The 22,518-nt window shown below is 29.4% G+C and carries 25 protein-coding genes and 1 pseudogene; 1 reads left to right on the top strand and 25 read right to left on the bottom strand.

The annotated features are described in order from the left end of the window. Positions 1-182: 182 nt before the first annotated feature. From QZV12_RS05660 to QZV12_RS05560, 21 genes are all read right to left on the bottom strand, one after another. Positions 183-338, bottom strand: a complete 156-nt coding sequence (locus tag QZV12_RS05660; protein ID WP_295618571.1) for a 30S ribosomal protein S27ae — start codon at positions 336-338, stop codon at positions 183-185. 24 nt (positions 339-362) lie between these two features. Then, entirely contained in the window at positions 363-680 is a 318-nt protein-coding gene (locus QZV12_RS05655) for a 30S ribosomal protein S24e (RefSeq protein WP_295618568.1), read from the bottom strand. Positions 681-765: 85 nt separating this feature from the next. Then, positions 766-1,266: a GTP-dependent dephospho-CoA kinase family protein gene (locus QZV12_RS05650; RefSeq protein WP_295618565.1), complete on the bottom strand. Its 501-nt coding sequence runs from the start codon at positions 1,264-1,266 to the stop codon at positions 766-768. A gap of 229 nt (positions 1,267-1,495) precedes the next feature. After that, entirely contained in the window at positions 1,496-2,317 is an 822-nt protein-coding gene (locus QZV12_RS05645) for a DUF4013 domain-containing protein (protein WP_295618562.1), read from the bottom strand. A gap of 235 nt (positions 2,318-2,552) precedes the next feature. Next, positions 2,553-2,729 carry a transcription elongation factor subunit Spt4 gene (spt4, locus tag QZV12_RS05640; protein ID WP_295618559.1) on the bottom strand — a complete coding sequence of 59 codons (177 nt, stop codon included), beginning with the start codon at positions 2,727-2,729 and terminating at the stop codon, positions 2,553-2,555. Further along, positions 2,729-3,301 carry a DNA-directed RNA polymerase gene (locus tag QZV12_RS05635; protein ID WP_295618556.1) on the bottom strand — a complete coding sequence of 191 codons (573 nt, stop codon included), beginning with the start codon at positions 3,299-3,301 and terminating at the stop codon, positions 2,729-2,731. Before QZV12_RS05635 ends, spt4 begins: the two co-directional genes overlap by 1 nt. 375 nt (positions 3,302-3,676) lie before the next feature. After that, complete coding sequence (locus QZV12_RS05630) at positions 3,677-4,081, bottom strand: PIN domain-containing protein (protein WP_295618553.1); 405 nt, start codon at positions 4,079-4,081, stop codon at positions 3,677-3,679. Between the two features lie 218 nt (positions 4,082-4,299). Continuing rightward, positions 4,300-5,523 (bottom strand): translation initiation factor IF-2 subunit gamma, encoded by a 1,224-nt coding sequence (locus tag QZV12_RS05625; RefSeq protein ID WP_295618551.1) that lies wholly within the window; start codon positions 5,521-5,523, stop codon positions 4,300-4,302. 483 nt (positions 5,524-6,006) lie between these two features. Continuing rightward, positions 6,007-6,399 carry a 30S ribosomal protein S6e gene (locus QZV12_RS05620; RefSeq protein WP_295618548.1) on the bottom strand — a complete coding sequence of 131 codons (393 nt, stop codon included), beginning with the start codon at positions 6,397-6,399 and terminating at the stop codon, positions 6,007-6,009. Positions 6,400-6,600: 201 nt separating this feature from the next. After that, positions 6,601-8,388 carry a translation initiation factor IF-2 gene (infB, locus tag QZV12_RS05615; RefSeq protein ID WP_295618545.1) on the bottom strand — a complete coding sequence of 596 codons (1,788 nt, stop codon included), beginning with the start codon at positions 8,386-8,388 and terminating at the stop codon, positions 6,601-6,603. A 178-nt stretch (positions 8,389-8,566) separates the two neighbouring features. Then, positions 8,567-9,019, bottom strand: a complete 453-nt coding sequence (gene ndk / locus QZV12_RS05610) for a nucleoside-diphosphate kinase (protein WP_295618542.1) — start codon at positions 9,017-9,019, stop codon at positions 8,567-8,569. Further along, positions 9,016-9,177 carry a 50S ribosomal protein L24e gene (locus QZV12_RS05605; RefSeq protein ID WP_067146875.1) on the bottom strand — a complete coding sequence of 54 codons (162 nt, stop codon included), beginning with the start codon at positions 9,175-9,177 and terminating at the stop codon, positions 9,016-9,018. Before QZV12_RS05605 ends, ndk begins: the two co-directional genes overlap by 4 nt. Before the next feature lie 48 nt (positions 9,178-9,225). Continuing rightward, positions 9,226-9,432 (bottom strand): 30S ribosomal protein S28e, encoded by a 207-nt coding sequence (locus tag QZV12_RS05600; protein WP_292777638.1) that lies wholly within the window; start codon positions 9,430-9,432, stop codon positions 9,226-9,228. Between the two features lie 51 nt (positions 9,433-9,483). Beyond that, complete coding sequence (rpl7ae, locus tag QZV12_RS05595) at positions 9,484-9,852, bottom strand: 50S ribosomal protein L7Ae (protein ID WP_292777681.1); 369 nt, start codon at positions 9,850-9,852, stop codon at positions 9,484-9,486. Positions 9,853-10,601: 749 nt separating this feature from the next. Further along, entirely contained in the window at positions 10,602-10,799 is a 198-nt protein-coding gene (locus tag QZV12_RS05590; RefSeq protein WP_012956290.1) for a histone family protein, read from the bottom strand. Positions 10,800-11,420: 621 nt separating this feature from the next. Continuing rightward, a complete protein-coding gene (thrC, locus tag QZV12_RS05585) occupies positions 11,421-12,617 on the bottom strand; it encodes a threonine synthase (protein ID WP_295618533.1) in 1,197 nt (398 codons plus the stop codon). 607 nt (positions 12,618-13,224) lie between these two features. Continuing rightward, positions 13,225-13,926 carry a stage II sporulation protein M gene (locus QZV12_RS05580; RefSeq protein ID WP_295618530.1) on the bottom strand — a complete coding sequence of 234 codons (702 nt, stop codon included), beginning with the start codon at positions 13,924-13,926 and terminating at the stop codon, positions 13,225-13,227. A 63-nt stretch (positions 13,927-13,989) separates the two neighbouring features. Beyond that, on the bottom strand, positions 13,990-15,081 hold the full coding sequence (locus QZV12_RS05575) for a tryptophan--tRNA ligase (protein WP_295618527.1): 1,092 nt from the start codon (positions 15,079-15,081) through the stop codon (positions 13,990-13,992). Positions 15,082-15,385: 304 nt separating this feature from the next. Next, positions 15,386-15,901 (bottom strand): tRNA-intron lyase, encoded by a 516-nt coding sequence (gene endA, locus QZV12_RS05570; protein ID WP_295618524.1) that lies wholly within the window; start codon positions 15,899-15,901, stop codon positions 15,386-15,388. A gap of 209 nt (positions 15,902-16,110) precedes the next feature. Then, positions 16,111-16,818, bottom strand: coding sequence for a metal-dependent transcriptional regulator (locus QZV12_RS05565; protein WP_295618522.1), 708 nt, complete (start codon positions 16,816-16,818; stop codon positions 16,111-16,113). 599 nt (positions 16,819-17,417) lie between these two features. Continuing rightward, on the bottom strand, positions 17,418-18,926 hold the full coding sequence (locus QZV12_RS05560; RefSeq protein WP_295618519.1) for a transglutaminase domain-containing protein: 1,509 nt from the start codon (positions 18,924-18,926) through the stop codon (positions 17,418-17,420). Positions 18,927-19,392: 466 nt separating this feature from the next. On the opposite strand from QZV12_RS05560, the pseudogene QZV12_RS13795 reads away from it, so the two are divergent. Then, positions 19,393-19,504, top strand: a pseudogene (locus QZV12_RS13795) (IS5/IS1182 family transposase); the annotation flags it as partial. Positions 19,505-19,590: 86 nt separating this feature from the next. Here QZV12_RS13795 and QZV12_RS05555 read toward each other — a convergent pair. The 4 genes from QZV12_RS05555 to QZV12_RS05540 are packed head-to-tail and all read right to left on the bottom strand — an operon-like array spanning position 19,591 to position 22,451. Next, positions 19,591-20,019 (bottom strand): hypothetical protein, encoded by a 429-nt coding sequence (locus QZV12_RS05555; protein WP_366925542.1) that lies wholly within the window; start codon positions 20,017-20,019, stop codon positions 19,591-19,593. Further along, positions 19,941-21,221, bottom strand: a complete 1,281-nt coding sequence (locus tag QZV12_RS05550; RefSeq protein ID WP_295618513.1) for a hypothetical protein — start codon at positions 21,219-21,221, stop codon at positions 19,941-19,943. The genes QZV12_RS05555 and QZV12_RS05550 overlap by 79 nt, the downstream gene beginning before the upstream one ends. Positions 21,222-21,268: 47 nt before the next feature. Next, positions 21,269-22,315, bottom strand: coding sequence for a hypothetical protein (locus tag QZV12_RS05545; protein ID WP_295618510.1), 1,047 nt, complete (start codon positions 22,313-22,315; stop codon positions 21,269-21,271). Further along, complete coding sequence (locus QZV12_RS05540; RefSeq protein WP_295618507.1) at positions 22,287-22,451, bottom strand: hypothetical protein; 165 nt, start codon at positions 22,449-22,451, stop codon at positions 22,287-22,289. Before QZV12_RS05540 ends, QZV12_RS05545 begins: the two co-directional genes overlap by 29 nt. Positions 22,452-22,518 lie beyond the last annotated feature (67 nt).

Genomic DNA, 22,518 nt, shown 5'->3' with positions numbered 1-22,518 from the left:
TCATATTTTTAGAAGCAATTTTCCATTAAAAAATAACTTGATAAACATAAAAAAATTGGAAACAACTATCCAAAATAACAAAAAAAACAACTAAAATAATTAAACTTAAAATAAATAAAAAAAGTGAAAAATAGATTATTTAATTAAGTTAAAAAAGTAAAAAATAAAGAAAAGAAAACTGATTATTTAGTTTTCATTTCAGTGTATCCGCATTTACCGCAAGCGAATCTGTCACCGTGGTCAGCCATGAATACGCCTTCACCACAACGTGGACAGAATGGGTTTTTCCTTACGATTTTGTCTCCTTCTACAGTGTATAAATCTTTTTTATCAGGCATAATATTTCCTCCTAAACCTCAAATCTATTCTTCCGCTTCATCTTCTTCTTCAGCAGGAGCTTCTGGTTCTTTGTTCTTTTCAATGACACTTGCTTTTTCTACATCTAATAAAGATGATTCTCTGCCATATACTTTAGCATAACCTTCAGCTTTTGGTTCACCATATTTTGGTTGAATGCTGTCAACTACGATTAATTCTTTTTTAGTGTCGAGTAAAGCGATTAATTTGCTTTTGACATCTAAAAGTTTAGGAGTAGCTTCTCCTTCATATAAACAGTAAAATTTAACTTCAGTTCTATCAAATAAAACGTTTTCTTTTTTTTCAAAAATCTCGATTTCCATTATAAAACCTCTTTTTGGGTTTGAATTTAAATTATTATAAATAAAAATTTAAATTAATAAATTGATATCAAAACTACAAGCCCAATTATTCTTCATTAAAATAAGTCATAAGCTTAGCAGCTCTGTCTTTAGCTTCAGAAACATTAACAAAGACCAAACCTTCATTAGGTTGACCATATAATATTACAGCATCTTCAGGTGCAATCAATAAGCATGGAAGAACTGCAAGATCCTCTTCCCCTTTAACTACAATAAGGCGATTTTCCTTATCCTCTAATGTTAAAGAAATTGCCTGCTCTATGGTTTCCCATAGATTTTCAGTAATTGTACCTGCCGGATTATCTGCATCTAAAATGTTTTCTGTACGAATAATATCCTGATTATGATCTTTACGTTGAATACGATTGTCTATAATTCCCAAATCAGGAATCAAATCATTATCAACAAGATTTTTAGTGGTTTGATCACCAACAGAGATTAAAAAACTAGCTTCCTTAATAATAGGAATTGCATCTTCAAATTCAGCATACAATTTACCTAATGGTTTTTTAAATTCACCTATTGAATTTTCATCTAATACAAACAAGTTTTAACCTTCTATCAATTAATCAAAATAATAATATTTTATTTTAATATTCTTTAAAAAAATATAGTAAAATAATTATTATACTTTAATATTTATCTAATTTAAGATATATAAAGTTTAGCATTGTTAGACTTTTTAAATCAGGAAAAAGTATTCAAAATGAGTGAAAATAAAAAAATAAGAAAAAAATAATTAAAAAATAATTATTCCAAATGATCGAAAACTTTAATCATACATCTTTATCAACATTATTATAAAGGTTTCCTAAAGCTCTAGCACCAAATAAAGCTATAAATGGAGTTCCTATCAAGAATGCAATCAATATGCCAACATATGGAATGGCAGAAACAAATCTAATAATGAAAGCAAATAGGAGAGTGATTATCACCAAAGCAAGATACCATACAATAAATCTGCCAACACCTATTGTCTTAATGTCAGCGAAAACTTCCTTAATCTTTAAAGCTTCTCCCATTTCATTATATTTAGCTAATCTGCACTTTGCTATTTCAGTTAGTAGTTCAAAGAGAATATATAAGATGAATGCCACAGCCCCAGTAATCATAAGGCCGTTAAATAAAGCAACATAATATTCATGAGGAACTGAATGGGCCATAGCAGTAGCATTTACTGTAGTGTTCACCACATCTCGCCCAACTAATCTTACAATTTTCATCAATGATGAGAAGGTTCCTGAAGCCCACCCAACAAACAATACGAAAATTGTAGGGAGAATATAATAAACAATTTTGACAACCAATAATTGCAATCCATCCATAAAATTCGAAAGGATGCTCAAAGACGGAATTTCATCACTTGAATTGATTGTTTCCCTTAAGGCACTTAAAAGATAACCTTGAATTACAAAATAAAAGATAAATGTAATGAATCCACATATTGCAATCATTGATGGATTAACGTTAATATGCCATGAACGGAATATTGATTGCAAATCTGCAATAATAAAGATTAGTCCAAAAATGAGCAATGCCTTATAATCTTTTGTAGGATAGAATAAAGCCTCTTTAAATAAATCAATTAAACTAGACATCAGAATTCCCCATATAAATAAATGAACATTTAATAAATTATTTTAATTTCAATAAAACATTCAATAAATATAAGTTTAATTAGTTAATATTTATACTTTTTGAAAAAGATTAAAAAATAATTAAAATTAAAAAAATAGTAAAATAACTAAAAAAATAATTAAATAAATAATAAATTAATTAAAAATTAAAAGGAAAGTAATAAAGAAAGTAAAAAAAGAAAAGTAAGAAAAACAATTATCTTACTCTTAAAGCATATTCACCTGGTTTTGTAATGCCTAATTCTCGAGCAACTTCAGATTCTTCAGGATCAGTGATTATTAAAAGTCCACTCCAATTGTTAGAAGTAGGGTTTTTACATTCAGGACATTGTTCCTTTTCAGTCAATAAACTACAGTGTGTACAAGCTTTCATTATTCTTCCACCTTAGCCATTCCTTTTTCTTTAGCTCTGTTTTTATCAGCTTGAATCCACTCGAATTTACCTAAGTTAGGCTGTCTCATGGTAAGACCAATTTTAGATTCCTTAATGGTTTTTCCTTTGAGACTTAAAGTGACGATTCTTGCTCTGACTTTGTCTCCTTCAGTTAAGATCTTTTTAGATTCGTTTCCTAAAAGAGAAGCGTTTCTAGGGTCATAATTAATATAATCATCAGTTACTTGAGAAACGTGTACAAGACCTTCCATTGGTCCAATTCTTACAAATGCACCAAATTCAGTAATATCAGTAACTTCCCCTTCAACAATTTCCTGTTGTTCTGGCTTAAAGAAAATTGCATTGAATACAACATTGTGGTAAGCAGCACCATCACCCATAATAAGCACTCCTTCACCGATTTCTTCAATGCTGAAAGCACCGACCATCAAACCTAAATTTTTATCAAGTTGACCAACGTACTCTTCATTTAAAGTTTCAATAGCCACATCTTCAAGAGGTTCGTCGAATCTGTAAGGTGGGATTCTTACAGTTCCCTCAATAGTTGTCATGTAATACAAAATAATCCCTCGTTTTTAGTGAAATTTAAATTTTATAAGTTAATTTTTAAATAAAGCAATTAAATCTATTCATTTAAAATTCTTTAAATTTTTAAGTCAAATTTAATTAAACAAATTAAATAAATTAATAAATTAAATAAAAAATAATTTATCTAATTTTTTATGAAATAATGAATATTAATTAGAATTATAATAAAGATAGTATTTAAAGTTAATTATAATCTATAATTAAATAATTAAACTAAATTTGATTATTAAATAATTAAACCAAATCTAATAATCAAATTATTAAACCAAATCTGAAAATTAAATAATTAAACCAAATCTAATAATCAAATAATTAAACTAAATCTGATAATTAAATAATTAAACAGGATAACCTTCAACTGCAAGATATTTCTTTTGCCTTAATATAACTAATGCAATTCCTTTTTTCTTAGCTTTTTTTCTTAAATTAGCATCATTTGTTGCCAATACTTTAGAAACCCTTACCAATGCATCATCAACTGATTCATTGTCATTTAGAGGAATCTCTCTAATTTCAATCTCTTCAGACTGAGCGATTTTCAAGCCTAAGCCTGCAGCTAACCTTACCTTACCTTTGCTATTGTTCTTTAAGCCCTTAAGCTCATTGATAAGAAAAGTTGTTGTAACCAAATGGTAATTAGGCAAGATTCTTTTAAACTCTTCTAAAATATCCACATTGAATTGAAAAGGAATCATAAAAAAGTTAGTATCAATGAATACCTCTCTTTTATCCTCAGATTCCATGCTATCACAGTTAACTAATTAATTTAATAGATAAGTTCTTTAGCAATCCAATAATTAAATAAAAAGGATTTATACAATATGCAAATATAATGTGCAAAATATAATTGTAAAATATAATTGTAAAATATAATTGTAAAATACAATATGCAAATATAATGTGCAAAATACAATATGCAAAACCCTATATAAACAAATTAAACAATTCGCTTATTAATCATTTATTGAATAATACCAAATCCAATTAATCTCCAACGTGTACCTACTCTACGGGATAAAGCGACTCTGTCACCTTTATCTGCACATACAGGTAATTTCAATGCAACGCTGACATTCTTCTTAACTTTGGTTACTACACCAATGGTAGTGGTTGTACCACAGTTAATCATTAAAGGTTCTTTGATTTTAATTGGATCCACTTTTCTTTCATCTTTAGTTCCTACAACACGTTCCAAAAGTTCAGTTTTCATATCAAAGCTATGCAATACGTCAGGCAAAGTGCCTTCAGCACCAGCAACAGAACCAGACAATGAATCTGCTTTAGTTAATGCAGGGTCTAATTTAGTAGCTACACCAATAAGACCGCCAGGTCCTACCTCTTCAACAGATTCTCCACCAACTTCCAAGCCGATGATTTCAGAAGTTAAGCTCATCCATTTGTTCTGTTTGCTTTCCTTGATATTAATTCCAGGTCTAATTTCAATGATGTCTCCTAATTTAAGAGTTCCTTGAACTAAACTTCCACCGATTACTCCACCTTTAATCTTTTTAGGATGGGAACCAGGTTTATTAATATCAAAAGATCTAGCTACATGCATTTTAGCAGGTTTTTCCAAGTCTTTTTCCGGTGTAATGATTTTATCATTGATAGCTTTAATGAGTATATCGATATTAGCTCCTTGTTGAGCAGATACTGGTATGATTGGCGCATCTTCTGCACAAGTACCTTTTACAAATTCTTTAATTTCATTGTAACTCTCAATAGCTCTTTCTCTAGGAACAATATCCACCTTATTTTGAACTACAACTACATCCTTAACACCAATAACATCAAGTGCCATTAAGTGTTCTTTGGTTTGTGGCTGTGGACATTCTTCGTTAGCTGCAATAACTAAAACAGCACCATCCATGATTGCTGCACCAGATAACATGGTTGCCATTAAGGTTTCGTGTCCTGGAGCATCTACAAATGACACTTTTCTAATTACTTCTGTTTCGCTTCCACAATGTTCACAAACATCCTTGGTAGTGTAGCATAAAGGCTCTTCACATTTAGGACATTTTCTAAATTCAATGTCAGCATATCCTAAACGAATAGAGATACCTCTTTTTGTTTCTTCACTGTGAGTATCTGTCCATACACCAGATAATGCTTTAGTAAGTGTTGTTTTTCCGTGATCGACATGGCCCACAAGTCCTATGTTAACATCAGATTGTACTTTCACAGATTACACCTTTAATTTTTTTAAATAAATTTTTGAATTAAATAATAAACATAATCGAATATTAAATAATAAATTTTTGAATTAAATAATAAACATAATCGAATATTAAATAATAAATTAATTGAATGAACATCAGATAAGTTAAATTATCCTAATTCAATCAATAGATAACAATTAATAAAAATCTAATAAATAAATTCATATTAATATTGAATTATACTTATGAATAACGTTTTTTCCTTAATTAAAATCACATTTATAATTCAATATTAATATAAACATGATTTAAATGATTTATGCCTTAAATTTTGAAATAATAAAATATAATAAATAAATTTGAATTTTTTAAATAATAAAAATATAATATTAGAATATTAAATGAAAAAACGAAAAATAATAATGAAAATAAATTTCATTATAAATTTCATTAATCACTTAATATCTGAAATTCCTAAGAATTTAAATCAGACAACAATTATCTAATTATTCTTCTGCTTCCCCTGCTTCTTCTTCAGGGTTTAAGATATCATTTATAGATTTGCTACCTGCTTTAGTAACAATAGTGTTGATTTGAACAATATCTTCAGAGACAGTGTTTCCTCTGACAGTTTTTCTTCTTTTAACACCATCAACTTTAGGATTGTAGCCTACTCCACCGGTTAAGAGACTTTTGATTCTTCTAGGACCATCAACGTCTTTTTTCATAACGAAACCGTTTTTGTCACTACCACCAGTTATTTTTAAGGTGTAGCCATCTAATCCAACGATTTGACCATCAAATTCTTCACCGATTTTTAAGCCGTTTAATTGTTTTGCATCATCAACTTCTATTTGATAACTTAATTCTTTTTCAGATACAACAACTTTAAATGCCAATAAAATTCCTCCTTTTGTTTTTAGGAATTTAATCTCCCTTAATCTCTAGTATTTATTCTATAATCTTAAAATATGTGAAATAATATATCACGATTTTAAATGAATTGCTTAATCACCATTAACCGAAAAATACATCAAACGATTTTAAATGAATTGCTTAATCACCATTAACATAATCTATTGAATCAATGATTTGAATCATTATTCAAAAAGACCGAATTTACCCCAGTTCCTATCGTTTCTACGTTTAATCTCAAGGATCTCATCAAGGGCCATGAATTCATCTTCGTTTAATTTATCCTTAAACTCTCTTTCCAATATTTTATAATGCTTTTCAGGAATATCCACATATAAGGTATCCCCTTCCTCAAAGTCCTTTCCTGCTACAGCATCATCAATAGCCATAGCAACTCTTTGACCTCTGGAAATTGCAGGCAATGTTTCACCTTTGTCTTCCATACTGGCAATTGTACCTACATAGTCTCCATTTGCATTCATTAAAGCATAGCCGTGCTTTACAGTTCCTGCTTCAACCTCAATACCACAAATGGCAGGTTTGCTTTGCCTGAATATTAGTTTTGGAAGAATCATGAATTTAGCAGGCTTAATGATAGCTTCAAGCCATTGCTTTTTCTGAGCTTCTTTTCTTTCTTGAACCCAAGCTTCATAATCTTCAGTTATTTGGTAAATCACATCACCCTTAAAGAGCTTAACGCCAGAATTATTTAAATCAGTTTCAGCTTTAGGATGTACCTTTACATTGAATGCTATGATAACACCATGCTCAATGTTTTCATCCTTTGCAATAGAGGCATCGATAACATCCCTCTTATTTACATCTCCAATTTCAGCAGACCTGATTGGAATCTCCATTTCCTTAAGCAAGTGAACAACCGCTTCAAGTGATCCTAATGTATCAGCCTTAACAAACAAACCTTCATCATCAGTATCAACAGTAATGTCTTCCAATTCCTTCAACAATTCTGCCTCCACATCTTCCTCGTCATTCAAGACTCTTAGAGGAGAACCGGAAACAACATCATCAAGGCCTGGAGCTGCTATCTTGATACCTGCTGCTGCAACAACCTCATCGACCTTTTGGAATCTGTTTTTGGATTCCCTCATCTCTTCAAGAGGGAGAGGTTTTAAAATGGATCTGATTTTGGTCTTTACAACATTGCTTGCATCCATTAAAGCAATCTCATCACCATCTCTTAGCACACCATCATAGATAATACTATCGACAGTTACGCCAAGACCGGTTTCTTCCTTAACTTCCAAGACAGTTCCTTTAGCAGGAGCATCTTCATGGATTTCCAATTGTTCGGTTAAATATTCCTGAGCAAGACCAAGCAACATGGCAATAAGCTCAATAATACCTTCACCAGACTTTGCACAAAATGGAATGATTGTAATTTGGCTTGCAAAATCACTTACTCTGTCAAATCTTTCAGATTGGAATCCTTCTTCATGCAATTTTCCAACAAGCTCGTAAACCTTTAAATCCAATTCGGTTTGTACACTTGGAGCTTGCTGTTTAAAGCTTTCCATAAATGAAGCTCCTTCATGAATATCCCATCCAAAGATTCTATCAATTTTATTTGCTACTACAATAAACGGAGTCTTATACATCTTTAGGATATTAATTGCTTCATATGTTTGAGGCTTGAATCCCTCATTGATGTCAACAATTAAAATAGCTAAATCCGCTAAAGCTCCACCACGTTTACGAAGTGATGTAAATGCTGCATGCCCTGGAGTATCTACAAAAAATAAACCTGGAATTGTATTTTTAATTGATAAACGAGCTATGAAATCACCGCAAATGTCATTTATTGTATCTATTGGTATTTCAGTAGCACCTATATGCTGGGTAATACCGCCTGCTTCTCTATCAGCAACAGTACTTCCTCTGATATAATCCAATAAGGTAGTTTTACCATGGTCTACATGACCTAAAACAGATACAATTGGGGATCTTATCTTCATTTTACTCCACTCACATTAAATAATTCATAAATTTAAACAATAATTAAACAATAATAATTTTAATCAATATAAAAGCCACAATAAGCCAATTTTACTTAAAGCCAATAGGTTAATATAACTAATGATTATAGACAACGAATTTAAAATTCAATAAACTTAATATTGATTGATATTGAATCTATTCGTAAATCCAAGCGTTATCAGACATAGAATAATCACAAATTTCTTCTTCATCAAAGAAAAGAGCAATTTCTCTTTTTGCAGATTCAGGTGCATCAGATGCGTGAATAATGTTTCTTCCGGTACCCATACCGAAATCTCCTCTAATGGTTCCTACATCTGCTTCTTTAGGATTAGTAGCTCCTACCATTTTTCTGATTACAGAAATTGCATCGTCTCCTTCAATAACCATAGTTAAAGTTGGAGCGGAAGTGATATATTCAACTAAACCGTTGAAAAATGGTTTTTCGGAGTGTTCTCCATAATGTTCTTTTGCTAAATCTTCGTCAATTTGTCTTAATTTCATAGCTACGATTTTGAGACCTTTAGCTTCAAAACGGCTTAAAACTTGACCCATTAAACGTCTAGATACCGCATCAGGTTTCATCATAACAAAGCTTCTTTCAATCATTGTTTAACCCATTTTACTTTTCTTGGAACTCTGCCAAGTTTAATCATATTTTTTTCACATTTACTACTACAGAAGAAATAGATAGAACCGTCTTTTTTTACGTACATTTTACCGGTACCTTCTTCTATTTCTTTACCACAGAATGAACAAGTTCTCATGTTAAAACACCTTCTTTAAATAAGATAAGCCTATAATAACTTATGTTATTAAGGAGTTCTAATCTCCTTAGCTTCTCTGATTGTGTCGAGTAACATTAAAATATCGCCTTCACGTACAGGACCCATGATATTTCTTGTTAAAATTCTTCCTTTATCTCTTCCATCGAGAATTCTGCATTTTACTTGCATGATTTCTCCAGTCATACCAGTTCTGTTTAGAACTTCAATAACTTCTGCTGGACTTCCTTCTTCCATATTATCACCTGTTAATTATATTGAAGATATGTATCTTCTAAGGCGCAATACTTATTCTTTAAGTTCTGCTACTTTTTCAACAACTTCTGCTACTAAGTCAGCAGCATCTCCAGCATCTACAATACAAGCGGAAGCAGTTCCAACACTTAAACCAGCAGCTGCACCAACTTTGTCTTTGGTTGCTAAGTATACGTAAGGAATTTCTTTTTCTTCAGCGAGAACAGGAATGTGTGCAACGATTTCAGCAGGATCAACATCTTCTGCGATAACGACTAAAGCTGCGTTTCCTCTTTCGATAAATTTGGTTACTTCGTTAGTTCCTTTTGCTACTTTACCAGTATTTTGTGCTACTTCTAAAGCTTCTTCTGCTTTGTTAGCGATTTCTTCAGGTGTGTCAAATTTTACATAAATGTTTGCCATATAATTTACCTCCTTTTTCATCTGGCTTTTGCCATCCATCGGCAAATATTATAACTGTAATAAATCTATAAGTTTTTTAGATTTAATAATAAAGAATACAATTATAATAATTAAAACAGTAAAAACATTCAAGATCCAATTTTGGATAAGTAATTACTATAAGTAAAATCAGTAAGCAATTAAATATTAAAATATAATCAATAATAATTCAAATATTCCTTATTCGAATATCAATCAATTATAGATAAAACTTTTTAAAATATGATATTTACATAAAATCCATGAAATCTTATTAAATATAATATCATAATAAAAAGTTAGCTTGAATCAAGCTAAATAATATTCAATTATAATTACAGATTTAAAGTTTTAATCTATAACTCTAAATATTATATCCACATCACTAAATAATAAAGCCTAAAATAAAACATAAAAAGATTTTTATTCTAGTTTAATATTTTCAATGAATATTATTAGTTTAAGTAAAATTAGCTAATAATATAAAATTTTTCAATTTAGTATTAATGAAATAAATTCTAGAGAACTAGACATAATAAAATATATAATTTATACTATATAAATGTTATTAGAAAATAGGCTAAAATAAGAAAAAAACTAATGATTTAGAAATCAGAAAAAAGAAAAAGTTCTAAAAAAATAAAAAATAAGTTCGTATAAAGACATGAGAAAAAGAAATAAGTAAAAAAATTACTTAAATCTAAATCTCAAGAAAAGATAAAACAGCAATCTTATTTAATTGCTAATTTAATATCTTCAGCTTTTACAGTTTTTCTACCTGCGTGGCGTGCAAAGTTAACTGCTTTTTGAGCAATTTCGTTTCCGTATTCTTCGATTGCTTCAGCTAATTCTTCTTTAGCTGCGTCAGCTACTCTTTCAGCACCAGCATTTTTTAATATTCTTCCTATAGGAGCGATTGGTAATTCCATATTTAACACCTCAAATTTTTATAATAATAATTGTATATTTTTTAATATATAAATATATCTATTAAAATGCTTAAAATTTAAAATCATTTACACTAAACTTTTAATAATTTATAATAAAATTTAATTATTTTTGAAATCAAATCTTAACAAAAAATATAAAAAATTTCAAAATTTCATTAGAGAATACTCTAACAAATTAGAAATAATAAAAAAATATTAAAAAAATCAAAAAATAAAAGAAAAATATTAAAAAAAAAATAGAAAAATATCCTCTCTAATGAGATTTAAAAATATTGAATAATAATACAAAATCAATGAAAAATATTAAAAAATAGAGGAATACACTCTTTATGAGAGTTAAAAATATTAAAAAAAAATAGAAAAATACACATTCTATTGAGATTTAAAAATATTAAAAAATAGAAAAATACACTCCCTAATGAGAGTTAAAAATATTATAAAAATATCAAAATTTATAAAAGATAGGATTGCTAAAAAAATTTCCAAACTTTTAAAAAGTTTGATCAAATATATTTTTTCAAAAGGTTTAAAACTAAATAACCAGAAAATAAAATATTTTGGTCAAGGTTTTTGAGGCGAAGCCTCAAAAAGCTTGGAGGTTTATTTGTTAAGCAAAATCTCTTTAATCTTGTTGATGTCTGCATCTACTTGGACAGGTTCAACACATGCATCAATAGCTGTGTTAGGATCTTTAAGCAAGTGTCCAGTAACAACACAAACAACTCTTTCTCCCTTGTCTACATCTCCTTGTTCGACCAATTTCTTAAGACCTGCAATTGATGCTGCAGATGCTGGCTCTACACCGACACCTTCAGTTCTTGCAAGCAATTTTTGAGCGTCAAGGATTTCTTCATCAGTTACGGTTTCAACTAAACCATTAGAATCATAAATAACTCTTAATGCTTTAATAGCACTTACAGGAGCACCAATACGGATTGCAGTTGCAATGGTTTCAGGGTTTTCCACAGGAGTCATGTCCATAGTTTTGTCTCTGAATGCATTTGCAATAGGACAAGCTCCTTCAGCTTGAATACCAGCCATCATTGGAACATCATCCATGAATCCAGCATTGTGGAATTCAGTGATACCTTTCCAAATAGCTGAAATGTTTCCTGCATTTCCTACAGGCAATACAATCCTGTCAGGAGATTCCCATCCTAATGAGTGGACGATTTCATAACCGATGGTCTTTTGTCCTTCAAGTCTGAATGGGTTGATTGAATTCAATAAGTATAAATGCTTTTCACGAGCAAGTTGGGTCATTGCTTCTAAAGCTTCATCAAAGTTACCGTTAATGGAGAACACTTCTGCACCGTGGAACATAGCTTGAGCCAATTTTCCTAATGCAACTTTACCTGCAGGCAAGAATACTGCACATCTAAGTCCAGCTCTTGCAGCATAAGCAGCAAGTGAAGCTGAAGTATTTCCAGTAGAAGCGCATCCTACAGTATCTACACCAAGCATCATAGCTTTAGTCATACCGATAGTCATTCCCCTATCCTTAAAACTGCCAGTAGGGTTGGATCCTTCTACTTTTACATAAAGTTCAATTCCAAGTTCCTTACCTAATTTTTCACATTTGCAAAATGGAGTTCCACCTTCATCTAAGGAAACTCTTTTATCTGCATCTACAGGCAAGCATTCTTTATATTTCCATAAGTTATCTCTTCTGCCTTCAAAAGTAGATTTTGGAACATCAACTTCCACTTCCACTTCTAAAACAGATCCACATTTTTTACAGTTGTAGATAACTTCATCATCTTCGTATTCTTCTCCACAAGATACACATCTAATCATTTTATCACATTAAAGTTTTTTTGATGAATAATAATTTTAAATAGATTAAAATATTCATTAATAAATTTAAATAGTTTAAAGTAGTTTTAATCACTTTTAAAATTGTATTAAGCATTTAAAATAGTTTTAAACATTTTTAAAATTGTATTAAGCATTTAAAATAGTTTTAAACATTTTTAAAATTGTATTAAGCATTTAAAATAGTTTTAAACATTTTTAAATTCTTTTAAGCATTTAAAATAGTTTTAAACATTTTTAAAATAGTTAAAACAGTGTTTAATCAATAAATTAATTATAAAACCATGAAAATAATTAGCTTATAATTAATATACATCATATAGTTATAATCATCATACTATAAAAACTTATTTTAATTCAAGTTAAGTATTCTAAAAAGTGATGAGAATAAAAAAAAAAGAAGAGTAGTTAGAATCCAAATAATAAAAAATCTTTTAATCAAACTTTTTAAAAAGTTTGCAAATAGTTAGAATCTAAATAATAAAAAAAGATTATCAAACTTTTTCTAAAAGTTTGGAAAAAATTTGGGTCAAGGTTCTACGGACTAAAATCCGTGAAGCTTGACAAAAAAGATGGTTTTAATCATTGTCTAACGAATACCTATTCCGAAAAATGGCAATATCTTATAAGCAATAGGTATAGTTAGATTTGCTTCAATGAATGCTGCAATAATTAAAAGAACAACAGCAAGACATAAGAAAACAAATGATTCCTTTAGCTTACTTTTATTCTTATTAAATGAAGCAACAAATCTTTGCCTTAAAGTTATTTTTACGTCAGAGAAATATGGATCAAAGATATCCAAATAAGACATATCTGGAGATATGAGACCCCATAGGAAACGAAGTACAAATAAAAGCAATACAAAACCACCGGTTGAAGCAATGATAATTGCAGGAATTTCAAATATTCCATGAGGTAAAGTTAAAGCCAAATATTGCACAATGTTTAACTTTGTACCGTAGAAACCAACGAATAATCCATTATTAGCTAAAATAATTGCTCCTAATATTCCACCAAGAGCTGAAAGAGCATATATTATAATAGCTACACTGACATTATTGATAAATAGGGAGTGAGTTGTTAAAGTCACTGTTCCACTTTCAACATTCTGTTCAAATGAATCCACCATAGGCTTTATATATTCAGCAACCTGATCTGCATAGAAATATCCTATAATAAGTGGAATTACAAAAATTAAGATTGAAATAAATAAAGGTATTTTATTATTTACAAATGCAGATTTGATTTCATCCTTAACTCTCTTCAAATAATATTTTATATCTGCCATAAAATAACCTCGCTAATGTTTTTATTGCATAATTTCTAGTTTTAAACTTTTTTATAAATATGATTAATCAAATAAAGATTCAGCAATATCTAAAGACTCCTCTTGCTTTACTTTCAAGTCTTCAAAGAAGTCCTTCATCAATTCTGCTGCATGGACCTTGCAATGACCGCACATAAGACTTCCATTCTTACATTCTTCACGAATCTTTCCAAGTTCCTTTTCATCATCCACCAAATGATAAACAAGTATTTCATAAATCACACATTCATCAGGTCTTCCACCTAACTCCTTTTGTTCATCAAGAGTTTCTCTTCCACCTGTTTTAGAGGATTTTACTTTTTTCTCAGCTTGCTTTGGTGTTTCATTTAAATAAATTGCAGTATTAGGCTTGCTGCTTGACATCTTATCTCCAGTCAGTCCAGTTAAGAACCTATGATAAGTGGAAGCTGGAGCTAAGAATCCATACTCTTCATTCATTTTAGCAGCAATGTCCCTTGTTAATCTTAAATGAGGGTCTTGGTCAACTCCTACAGGTACAACAACCTGTTTTGGACCGCCAAACTCTTCAGTTTGAGGAAGCAAAATATCTGCCACCTGCACTAATGGAACATACAAATGGGCAATGTTAGTGCTTTCATTAAATCCATAAATTGCATGCATATTATTGAAATTGACTCTTTTTGCAAGCTTAAATGTCAAGTCATTTAAAGTCTTGTTTTGTGATTGAAGATAAACAGTCACATTATCAGCAGTCAAGTCAAGGCCTAAGGCAATGTAATTTGCCAAATATTCATTGACAGCTATTTCCTTAGCCTTTTCAAAGCTGATTCCCCTTGCAGCATATGATTCCATATCTGCAATGGATAAGGATAATGAAGCTCCTTTTTCAGCATACCATTTCAATTGGTCAATAACCATCTTGTGACCAATGTGCATTTGACCACTTGGCATCATGCCTGTCATGACTCCAAAGTCCTTTTTGCCGTTTATCAAAGGAACTAGCTTATCAAAATCTCTGTGTCCAAAGATAACTCCCCTTTTCATCAATCTTGCAGGGTCTTCAATATCCCCAACAAGCTTAGAGAAATCTTTAATACCAAACTGATTGAATAATTTATCGTAATCTACTATAGATGAGCCCCATGGATCAATCAAATAATCACCTTAAATGTAATATCTTTCTTTAAATTAAATAAACGTATAAAAATTCATATGTTATTTTCTATAAGCATTAAAATAATAATAGGTATTTTTAATTAAAATAATTTTAATTTTTGAGTGAAAAATACCCTATAATTAAACAAATATTGCTATTAATTAAATATGATTTTCTGATTTATATAAATAACCCTATAATCAGAATTATTGATTCACTGATTAAATAAATAACCCTATAATCAGAATTATTGATTCACTGATTAAATAAATAACCTCCAAATAGGACAATTAAAAATATCAATTATGGCCTTGTCCACTCTATGTTATAGTATGTAACATCCAAATCATCATCTACAACTGCAAGCAATAGCTTCTTGTTTACGCCATGTGATACTCTTACATAGCTTGCAAAGTCTAATACATTCACTTCTTCTTTTTCATACAAGACCTTTACTAAAAAATCTGAATGTGCATGACCTGGACCGGTTCCCCTTTCATAAAGCCTGAATTCAGAACCATACTTGAATCCTGTCTTAATGATATATCCTCTGTTTTTCAAATCTCTATAAACCAAATATTTGCCGTAGACCTCATCTTCCTTGATTAGATCAATGATATAGGATAGATCACATTTCTTGTCGTTTTCATAAATGTCAAGACGTCCGCTTTCCATCAAATAGCAAGCCTCTAAAAGGGAAAGTTCTAAACAATTCTCAGATAACTTTCCAAACTGGCTTTTTTGATTGAGAGAAACAGCCCTTTGATTGCCTTCTTCAATCTTGACAGTTACAATACCTTCAAATAAATCTCCGCGCATTTAAACACCTGAATAAAAATCTGCAATAAATAAAATTAGAAAGAATAAAAAAATGAATAAACAAATAATTACTAATATTTTCAATTTTTTAAATATATAGATAAATCTTTTTTATTTGACATATTTAATAATTGCTTGAAATAATAATCATTTGTTAAATTCTGTTGCAATAACTAAATTATCGGAATTAAAAAATAATAAATTAGTATTTATATTTTAAGAAATATGTTATTAGCCAAATCCCTTGAGAGTGGGATTAAAGTGTCTTCCAAATAGATGTTATATCTATTGGAATCGTCAGAATCAGCTATTCTGATTTTAGTTCCAATGCTTAATCCAACATTCAAGGCATTGTTTAAGGAAGCGTCTCCACCTCTGATAAACAATATTTCACCTTCATCGCCAGGTGACAATTCAGATATAGACAATAAATGGAAATCCCTTATGCCAATCTCTTCAATATCATTATGGCTATTTATACAATCTTCACAGTTTGCAAAATCAAAGTCACATGCTGGAATCAAATGGTCATCTGGACAGGTATCCGGATGCTCTAACATATGACAAATAGCTCTTTCAGCCTCATCAGACAATGCATGTTCCATTTCACATGCTTGAGCATGAAGGTTTTCATCTTTGATTTTTAAGACATCCTTTAGGAATCTTTCAAGAATTCTGTGTTTTCTTGTGATTTTTTGAGCTATCTTATTACCTTCTTCTGTTAAATTAGCCCCTTTATAAGGAATATAATCAATATAACCAATATCCTCTAGTTTTTTAAGCATCTGAGTTACACTACCTGGTGCAATACCTAACTCTTTAGAGAGAGTGGTTGTAGACACATATGAATCTTTGCTTCCGAATTTATAAAGAGTTTCCAAATACTCCTCAATGTTATCACTAATTTCCCTAGCCATGCATAACCACCGGCAAATTATAAGTTTTTATTAATTAATCGAATTAACTATTTTCTCATATTTTTATTTTATTTAATTTAAAAAGTACAAATATTACCCAATAAACCGATAAAACAGTTATTATATAATATCGCTTAATATAATAATAATTTAATTGAGAAAGTATATAAAGTTTTGGATAACCTAAAATTTTTAAAATTGAGAAAAATATCTAAAATTGAAAAATAAAATTGATAATAACACATTTTCTAAAATAAGGAAGAATAATTAATTTTTAGATAAAATAAATAAAAATCATAATAAATAAACAAAAAATAGAATATGAAAATAAAATTTAAAAAATAAAAAATAAATGGATTAAAATCGGCTTTGTTAAATCCTATAAATTCATATAAAAATTTTTAAAAATTAATGTTAAAAAGATTTAAAATTAAATTTTAAAAAAGGTTTTCAAAGCCCCTAAAAACAATAAAATTAAAAAGATCCCAAAACTTAAAAAAAAAGCTTAATCAAAATATTTTTTCAAAGACATGAAACTATACAAACAATGAAAAATATTTTGGTCAAGGTTTTACAGTCCGAAGGACTGTAAAAGATTGTTAGAAAGGAATGTTCATATAAGTGTGAACGCTATAATAATGTTTGGTGTCCCAATTCTTTATATGTCCTAAACTGTTTCTATAGCTGGTTCCATCAGCAGAATACCATCTTTTGTTAACATATATCTGAGCCCAAACGTGTCCTTCAATAGACCCTGAACGTATAAATCTGCATCCTTGTGCATGACCATATCTGGCAGGAATCTTTACAGCTCTGCAAAGTGCAACAATCAAGTTTGCATGGTCACAGCAGTTACCTGCCTTTAACCTCAATGTCTTTGCAGCTCCCCTCAATGAATTGGCATAATTATCATAATCCAAATTGTTTCTTAAATAATTGAATATGGCTGTTGCCTTTTCCAATTTGGTGGCATATTTCTTTGTAATCTTTTTAGCCAATTTTCTAATTGCCTTGGTTATTCTTGCATGTCCTCCACCATATAAGTACTTGGAAACTGAACATTTGGTGTTTTGATTCAATGCTTTCTTAAACTGGCCAGAAGGATCTATGACCTCAAGATAAAATGTTTTTTTGGATGGGCCATAAATGCTGTTGTTGCCATATGCAAGGGTTGTTTGATAAACCTCTCTGTTAAGCCTAACCTTAAAGTAAGCCTTTCCCTTAGTATTAGTGGTTCTCACATATGTCTTGCCGTTGATTGTGATTTTAACCTTTTCACCTTTAAGAATCTTGCCATCAATTCCTTTCAATAAAAGAATGAATGACTGACCTTTAAGAACAAAGTAACGCAAAGGTGTTAAATTGGTTTTCTTATACACAGGCAAATCCATTGTACGATTTGACTTTTCATAAAAGTCATTAGCTGAAAAAGTGCAGTTCAGATTTATGATCTTTTTGTCAGATGGCATTTTGATATAGATTTTACCATTTTCATCAGTTGTTCTGACATATCTGTCATCATCCACATATACAACAATTTTTTGCTTTGCCAAAGGGTCTCCTTTAATTGAGCTTAGCTTAATGGCAAGGTTGGTTGATTGGTATCCATAAAAAGAAGTTGTTATTCTTGTTTTTTCAAACAATGACACATTGGAACTAACTGATTCCGCAGGATTAAAATCATAATTGCCTAAATAGGAAACTTGAATATTGTACAAGCCTTTTACTTTAAAGCTTAAAGGCAAAACAGCTATGCCTTCCTCATCAGTCAAGATATTTTTAGAGCTTGATTTTCCATTTGGATTAATTATCTTAAAATTAATCTTGGCATTAGCCATAGGATTGCTGTCTTCATCCACTAATTTAACTTTATAATCATTTTCATCATATATTTTCCAGTTGTCTGGAGAAATGATTGATAAGCTAGTGTTTTTAGCAATGTCTTCTGGTGTATCATCATCTTCATCATCTTCACCATCGACACTATCTGCTAAAGCATTGCTATTTTCATTAGCAGCACTGATAGCTAAACCATTATCTGCATTAGTGTTGTCTTCTTCCAAGTTTTCAATATTTCCATCTGAAATGGAAATTTCATTACTATCCATTAAATTAAGTGGATTTTCATCGCTTAAGATCTCTGCTGAAGCAGAGGAAACTGATAAAATTAATATTAAAGATAATAATGAAAAGATTAATTTATAATTAATTTTCCTCACCATCTAAAATTATATAAAAATTATTTATTCAATCAAATTTTTTAAAAGACTTTTAACAATCATAGAAAAATAATATTTAAAAAATTAAAAAAATTGAATAACCCCATTTATAATATTAAATTTTTATAATATAAAAAATTAATTAAATTTTTCTAGAAAACAAATATAAAAAATTAATTAAATTTTTCTAGAATGATAGAAACTTAAAAAACCTATAAAAACAAATATAAAAAATTAATTAAATTTTTCTAGAATGACAGAAGCTTAAAAACCCTATAAAAATAAATATAAAAAATTAATTAAATTTTTCTAGAATGACAGAAGTTTAAAAACCCTATAAAAATAATTACTAATGCATAGGCCAAAATCTGTTGAAAACACAGTTTATTTAAATGTATTTTTAGGAGCACTGATAGTATCTTAGGATTTTACTCAAAAACATAATACAACAGTTAATAGAGAACTGAAAAATTCAGGCCCCTAAAAATATTTAGTCATTTTTATACAAGGATATTCAATGGCGAGGTGTGTTTTTAATAGAATATCATTACTTTTAATCAAATTTTATTCTTTTATAATTCTTATCACCCGGGCCATCAGGATATGAATTATATGCAGTATAAATTAAAGTACCAGCCAGTACACCTATACCTACTACAATAAGAGGTATACCTATTATCGGCAGCTCGAAGCCAGATATTAAAATCCCACCTGCAATGAGACCTGTGAAAAATCCACCTAAACCAATACCCAATACAACCGCTTCACTTACACTATCTCTATATTGAACAATACCCTTGCTATCTTCAATTAAAGTTCCATTAACATATACTTCACCATCATTGACATTTAAAATATTATTTCCCACGCCATATGCTTTATTATTGATAAAAGTACAATTATTTACATATAGTAATGCATTACTAAATATTGCGCCTCCTTTTTTACAATAATTATTGGAAAATGTACAATTATTACAAATTGTAAGTCCATAATTATTAATTCCAGCACCATATCAGGATCCATATAATAATCCATCTTATTGTTATCTAATGTAACATTATTTAAAATACAAGCACAACCCAGATTATAAATAGCCTGATTAAATTCCGTAATCATTAAATTATTAATTGTTACAATAGAATTTGTACTATATATGTAAAGCCATTTATTTTCATCACTCTTAGCAGAGAAACCATTAATTAGAGACCCATTACCATTAAAATTAATAAAGTCAAATTTAGACTTTTCGAAATTCCATTCTCCATTAGACTGAATATTACATTCTTTTGCAAAATTGATATTCAATACTTTTAAAACATAACCTGAATAACCAAAAGTTTTAATAAATTCATATACCTTGTTAAAAGAATCTAGATTATAATTCAAAGCATTATCATAATCAACTTGATTAGATATGTATAGATTTTTAGATAGTGATGCATTAACATCATAATTTCCCTTTAATAAAACAGGGAAAATGTCATATATTGCTGAAATATTTTTTAATGAATAAATTCTCTTATAAATTATTCCATCACCAAAATCTTTACAAACAGTAACAAAAATGTCTTTACCATAACTGCTATATAAAATGGTATTATTGTTAAATTGAGTAACTCCATTTAAAAATAAATGAATGATATCTATTTTTTCCCCTAAGAAATCTACTTTATAAGAAAAATAATCTTTACAATAATCAAAGATATACTCTAAACCATAGGAAATATTATAATCAGAATCCCTTGCATTGTTTGAATTAAATGTTACTTCACCATCTCTTATTAAAATTGCATTGCCACAGTTATAAATATCTGAACCGTTATTTACAAAAAGATCCTTAAATGATACATTGTTTAATATTAAACCTCCTTCATTATATATTGCACTGCCGCATAATGCCTGATATCTAGTGAAAGTACAGTTATTGCAAACACAATGATACAGATTCATGATTCCACAAGGTGTGCCATTATTATCCTTAAAAGTGACATTATTGAAAATACATATTCCAGAATTATATACAGGAGTTTCATATCCTTCAAGGACCAAATTTGATACAATAAAAACATTACCGAAATCAATTTTAGCCCAATCAAAGCTATTATTAAAACCGTTTACAGGTGTGATTTTAGAACCATGACCATCAATAGTAATTACATTAAAATTATTAGCATTTGACAACCATAATGCATCAGAGGCAAAAGTAAAATTATCTGCAAAATCAACGTTTAAATGTATTTAATTAATCTTCTATTTTGAAAATCATCGGTAATATTTTTCAAGGTAGGATATAATTCATAAAGATTGGTTTTGTTAAAAGCACAAACATGCTCATAATCATCAATATTATTCACAGTAAGATTCAGAATAAAAGTTAAATCATATTTATAATCATTGTTTTTTAATTTATAGAAAATATCATTGAAATTTTCCAGATCATAAAAATGATATGCCTTTTCAAAAGTAACTCCATCATCAAAAGATCGGCTTAAAGTTAAAACATACTCATTAATTCTAAATTCACCAGAATATTCCACACCATTACATAAATTCCTTTCAACCCTATTCATTATAGCAGAATACAATAAAAGAACAATGTCAATTTTTTTATCGGCAAGATTTATGAAGTGTCTATAATACATATATTCGGGATCAAAATTAATCATATGGCCATCAATAACATCAGTGTAATTGAATATACCATATATGCTGCAGTTTTTACGGTTTGGATCCATATAAACTGCCTCGCCGGACAATAGTGAGAATGAATCGATAAAAAAAGAATCATCAATGGTGTTATTGACACCACCCATATATATTGCACCTCCAACACCTGAGGCAGTAGTATTTATAAATACAGAGTAGTTTATAATACCATTACTTCCCATCCATTTAATTGCCCCACCATTGATAGCTGAATTTCCGGTAAATACACAATTAGAAATAACTCCATTATCTCCTTTCCAAACAATAGGACTCCTGTCAATTACATTGTTCCCCAAACTTACTTCATTATAATGGGAATTGGTAATAATTAAATTATGAATTTTAACATTTTTACCTAATATCTCAAAAATTGCAGAATTATTCCTTCCGTCAATTTTATGTCCGTTACCATTAAGTATTATATTGTTTGTATGAATTTGAATTCCTCTAGTATAGTTATTTTCATCATAATCACTATAATAATCCTTATCAAAATTATAAACATCACCAGGAGACAAATGAGAAATATCTGAACTTAAATCAGAAAAATGTGTTATTGTGGATAACATCCTCATCTATCACTACTTCTTTATCTATAACTGTAGTGTTGCAAACATCTTCATGAGCTGCAACAGTACCAGTTCCAATTAAAATTATACTAAAAAAACATAACGAGAGTGTGTAACGATTATGACCCTCACCCACATTTTTCTTAACTTATTTTCCTTTAAATTTATATACAATGAAGTACAATCTATTATTATAGAAATAA

The sequence above is a fragment of the uncultured Methanobrevibacter sp. genome (genome assembly GCF_902769175.1).
GTDB lineage: Archaea > Methanobacteriota > Methanobacteria > Methanobacteriales > Methanobacteriaceae > Methanobrevibacter.
This window is presented reverse-complemented; position numbering and strand designations above follow the sequence as displayed.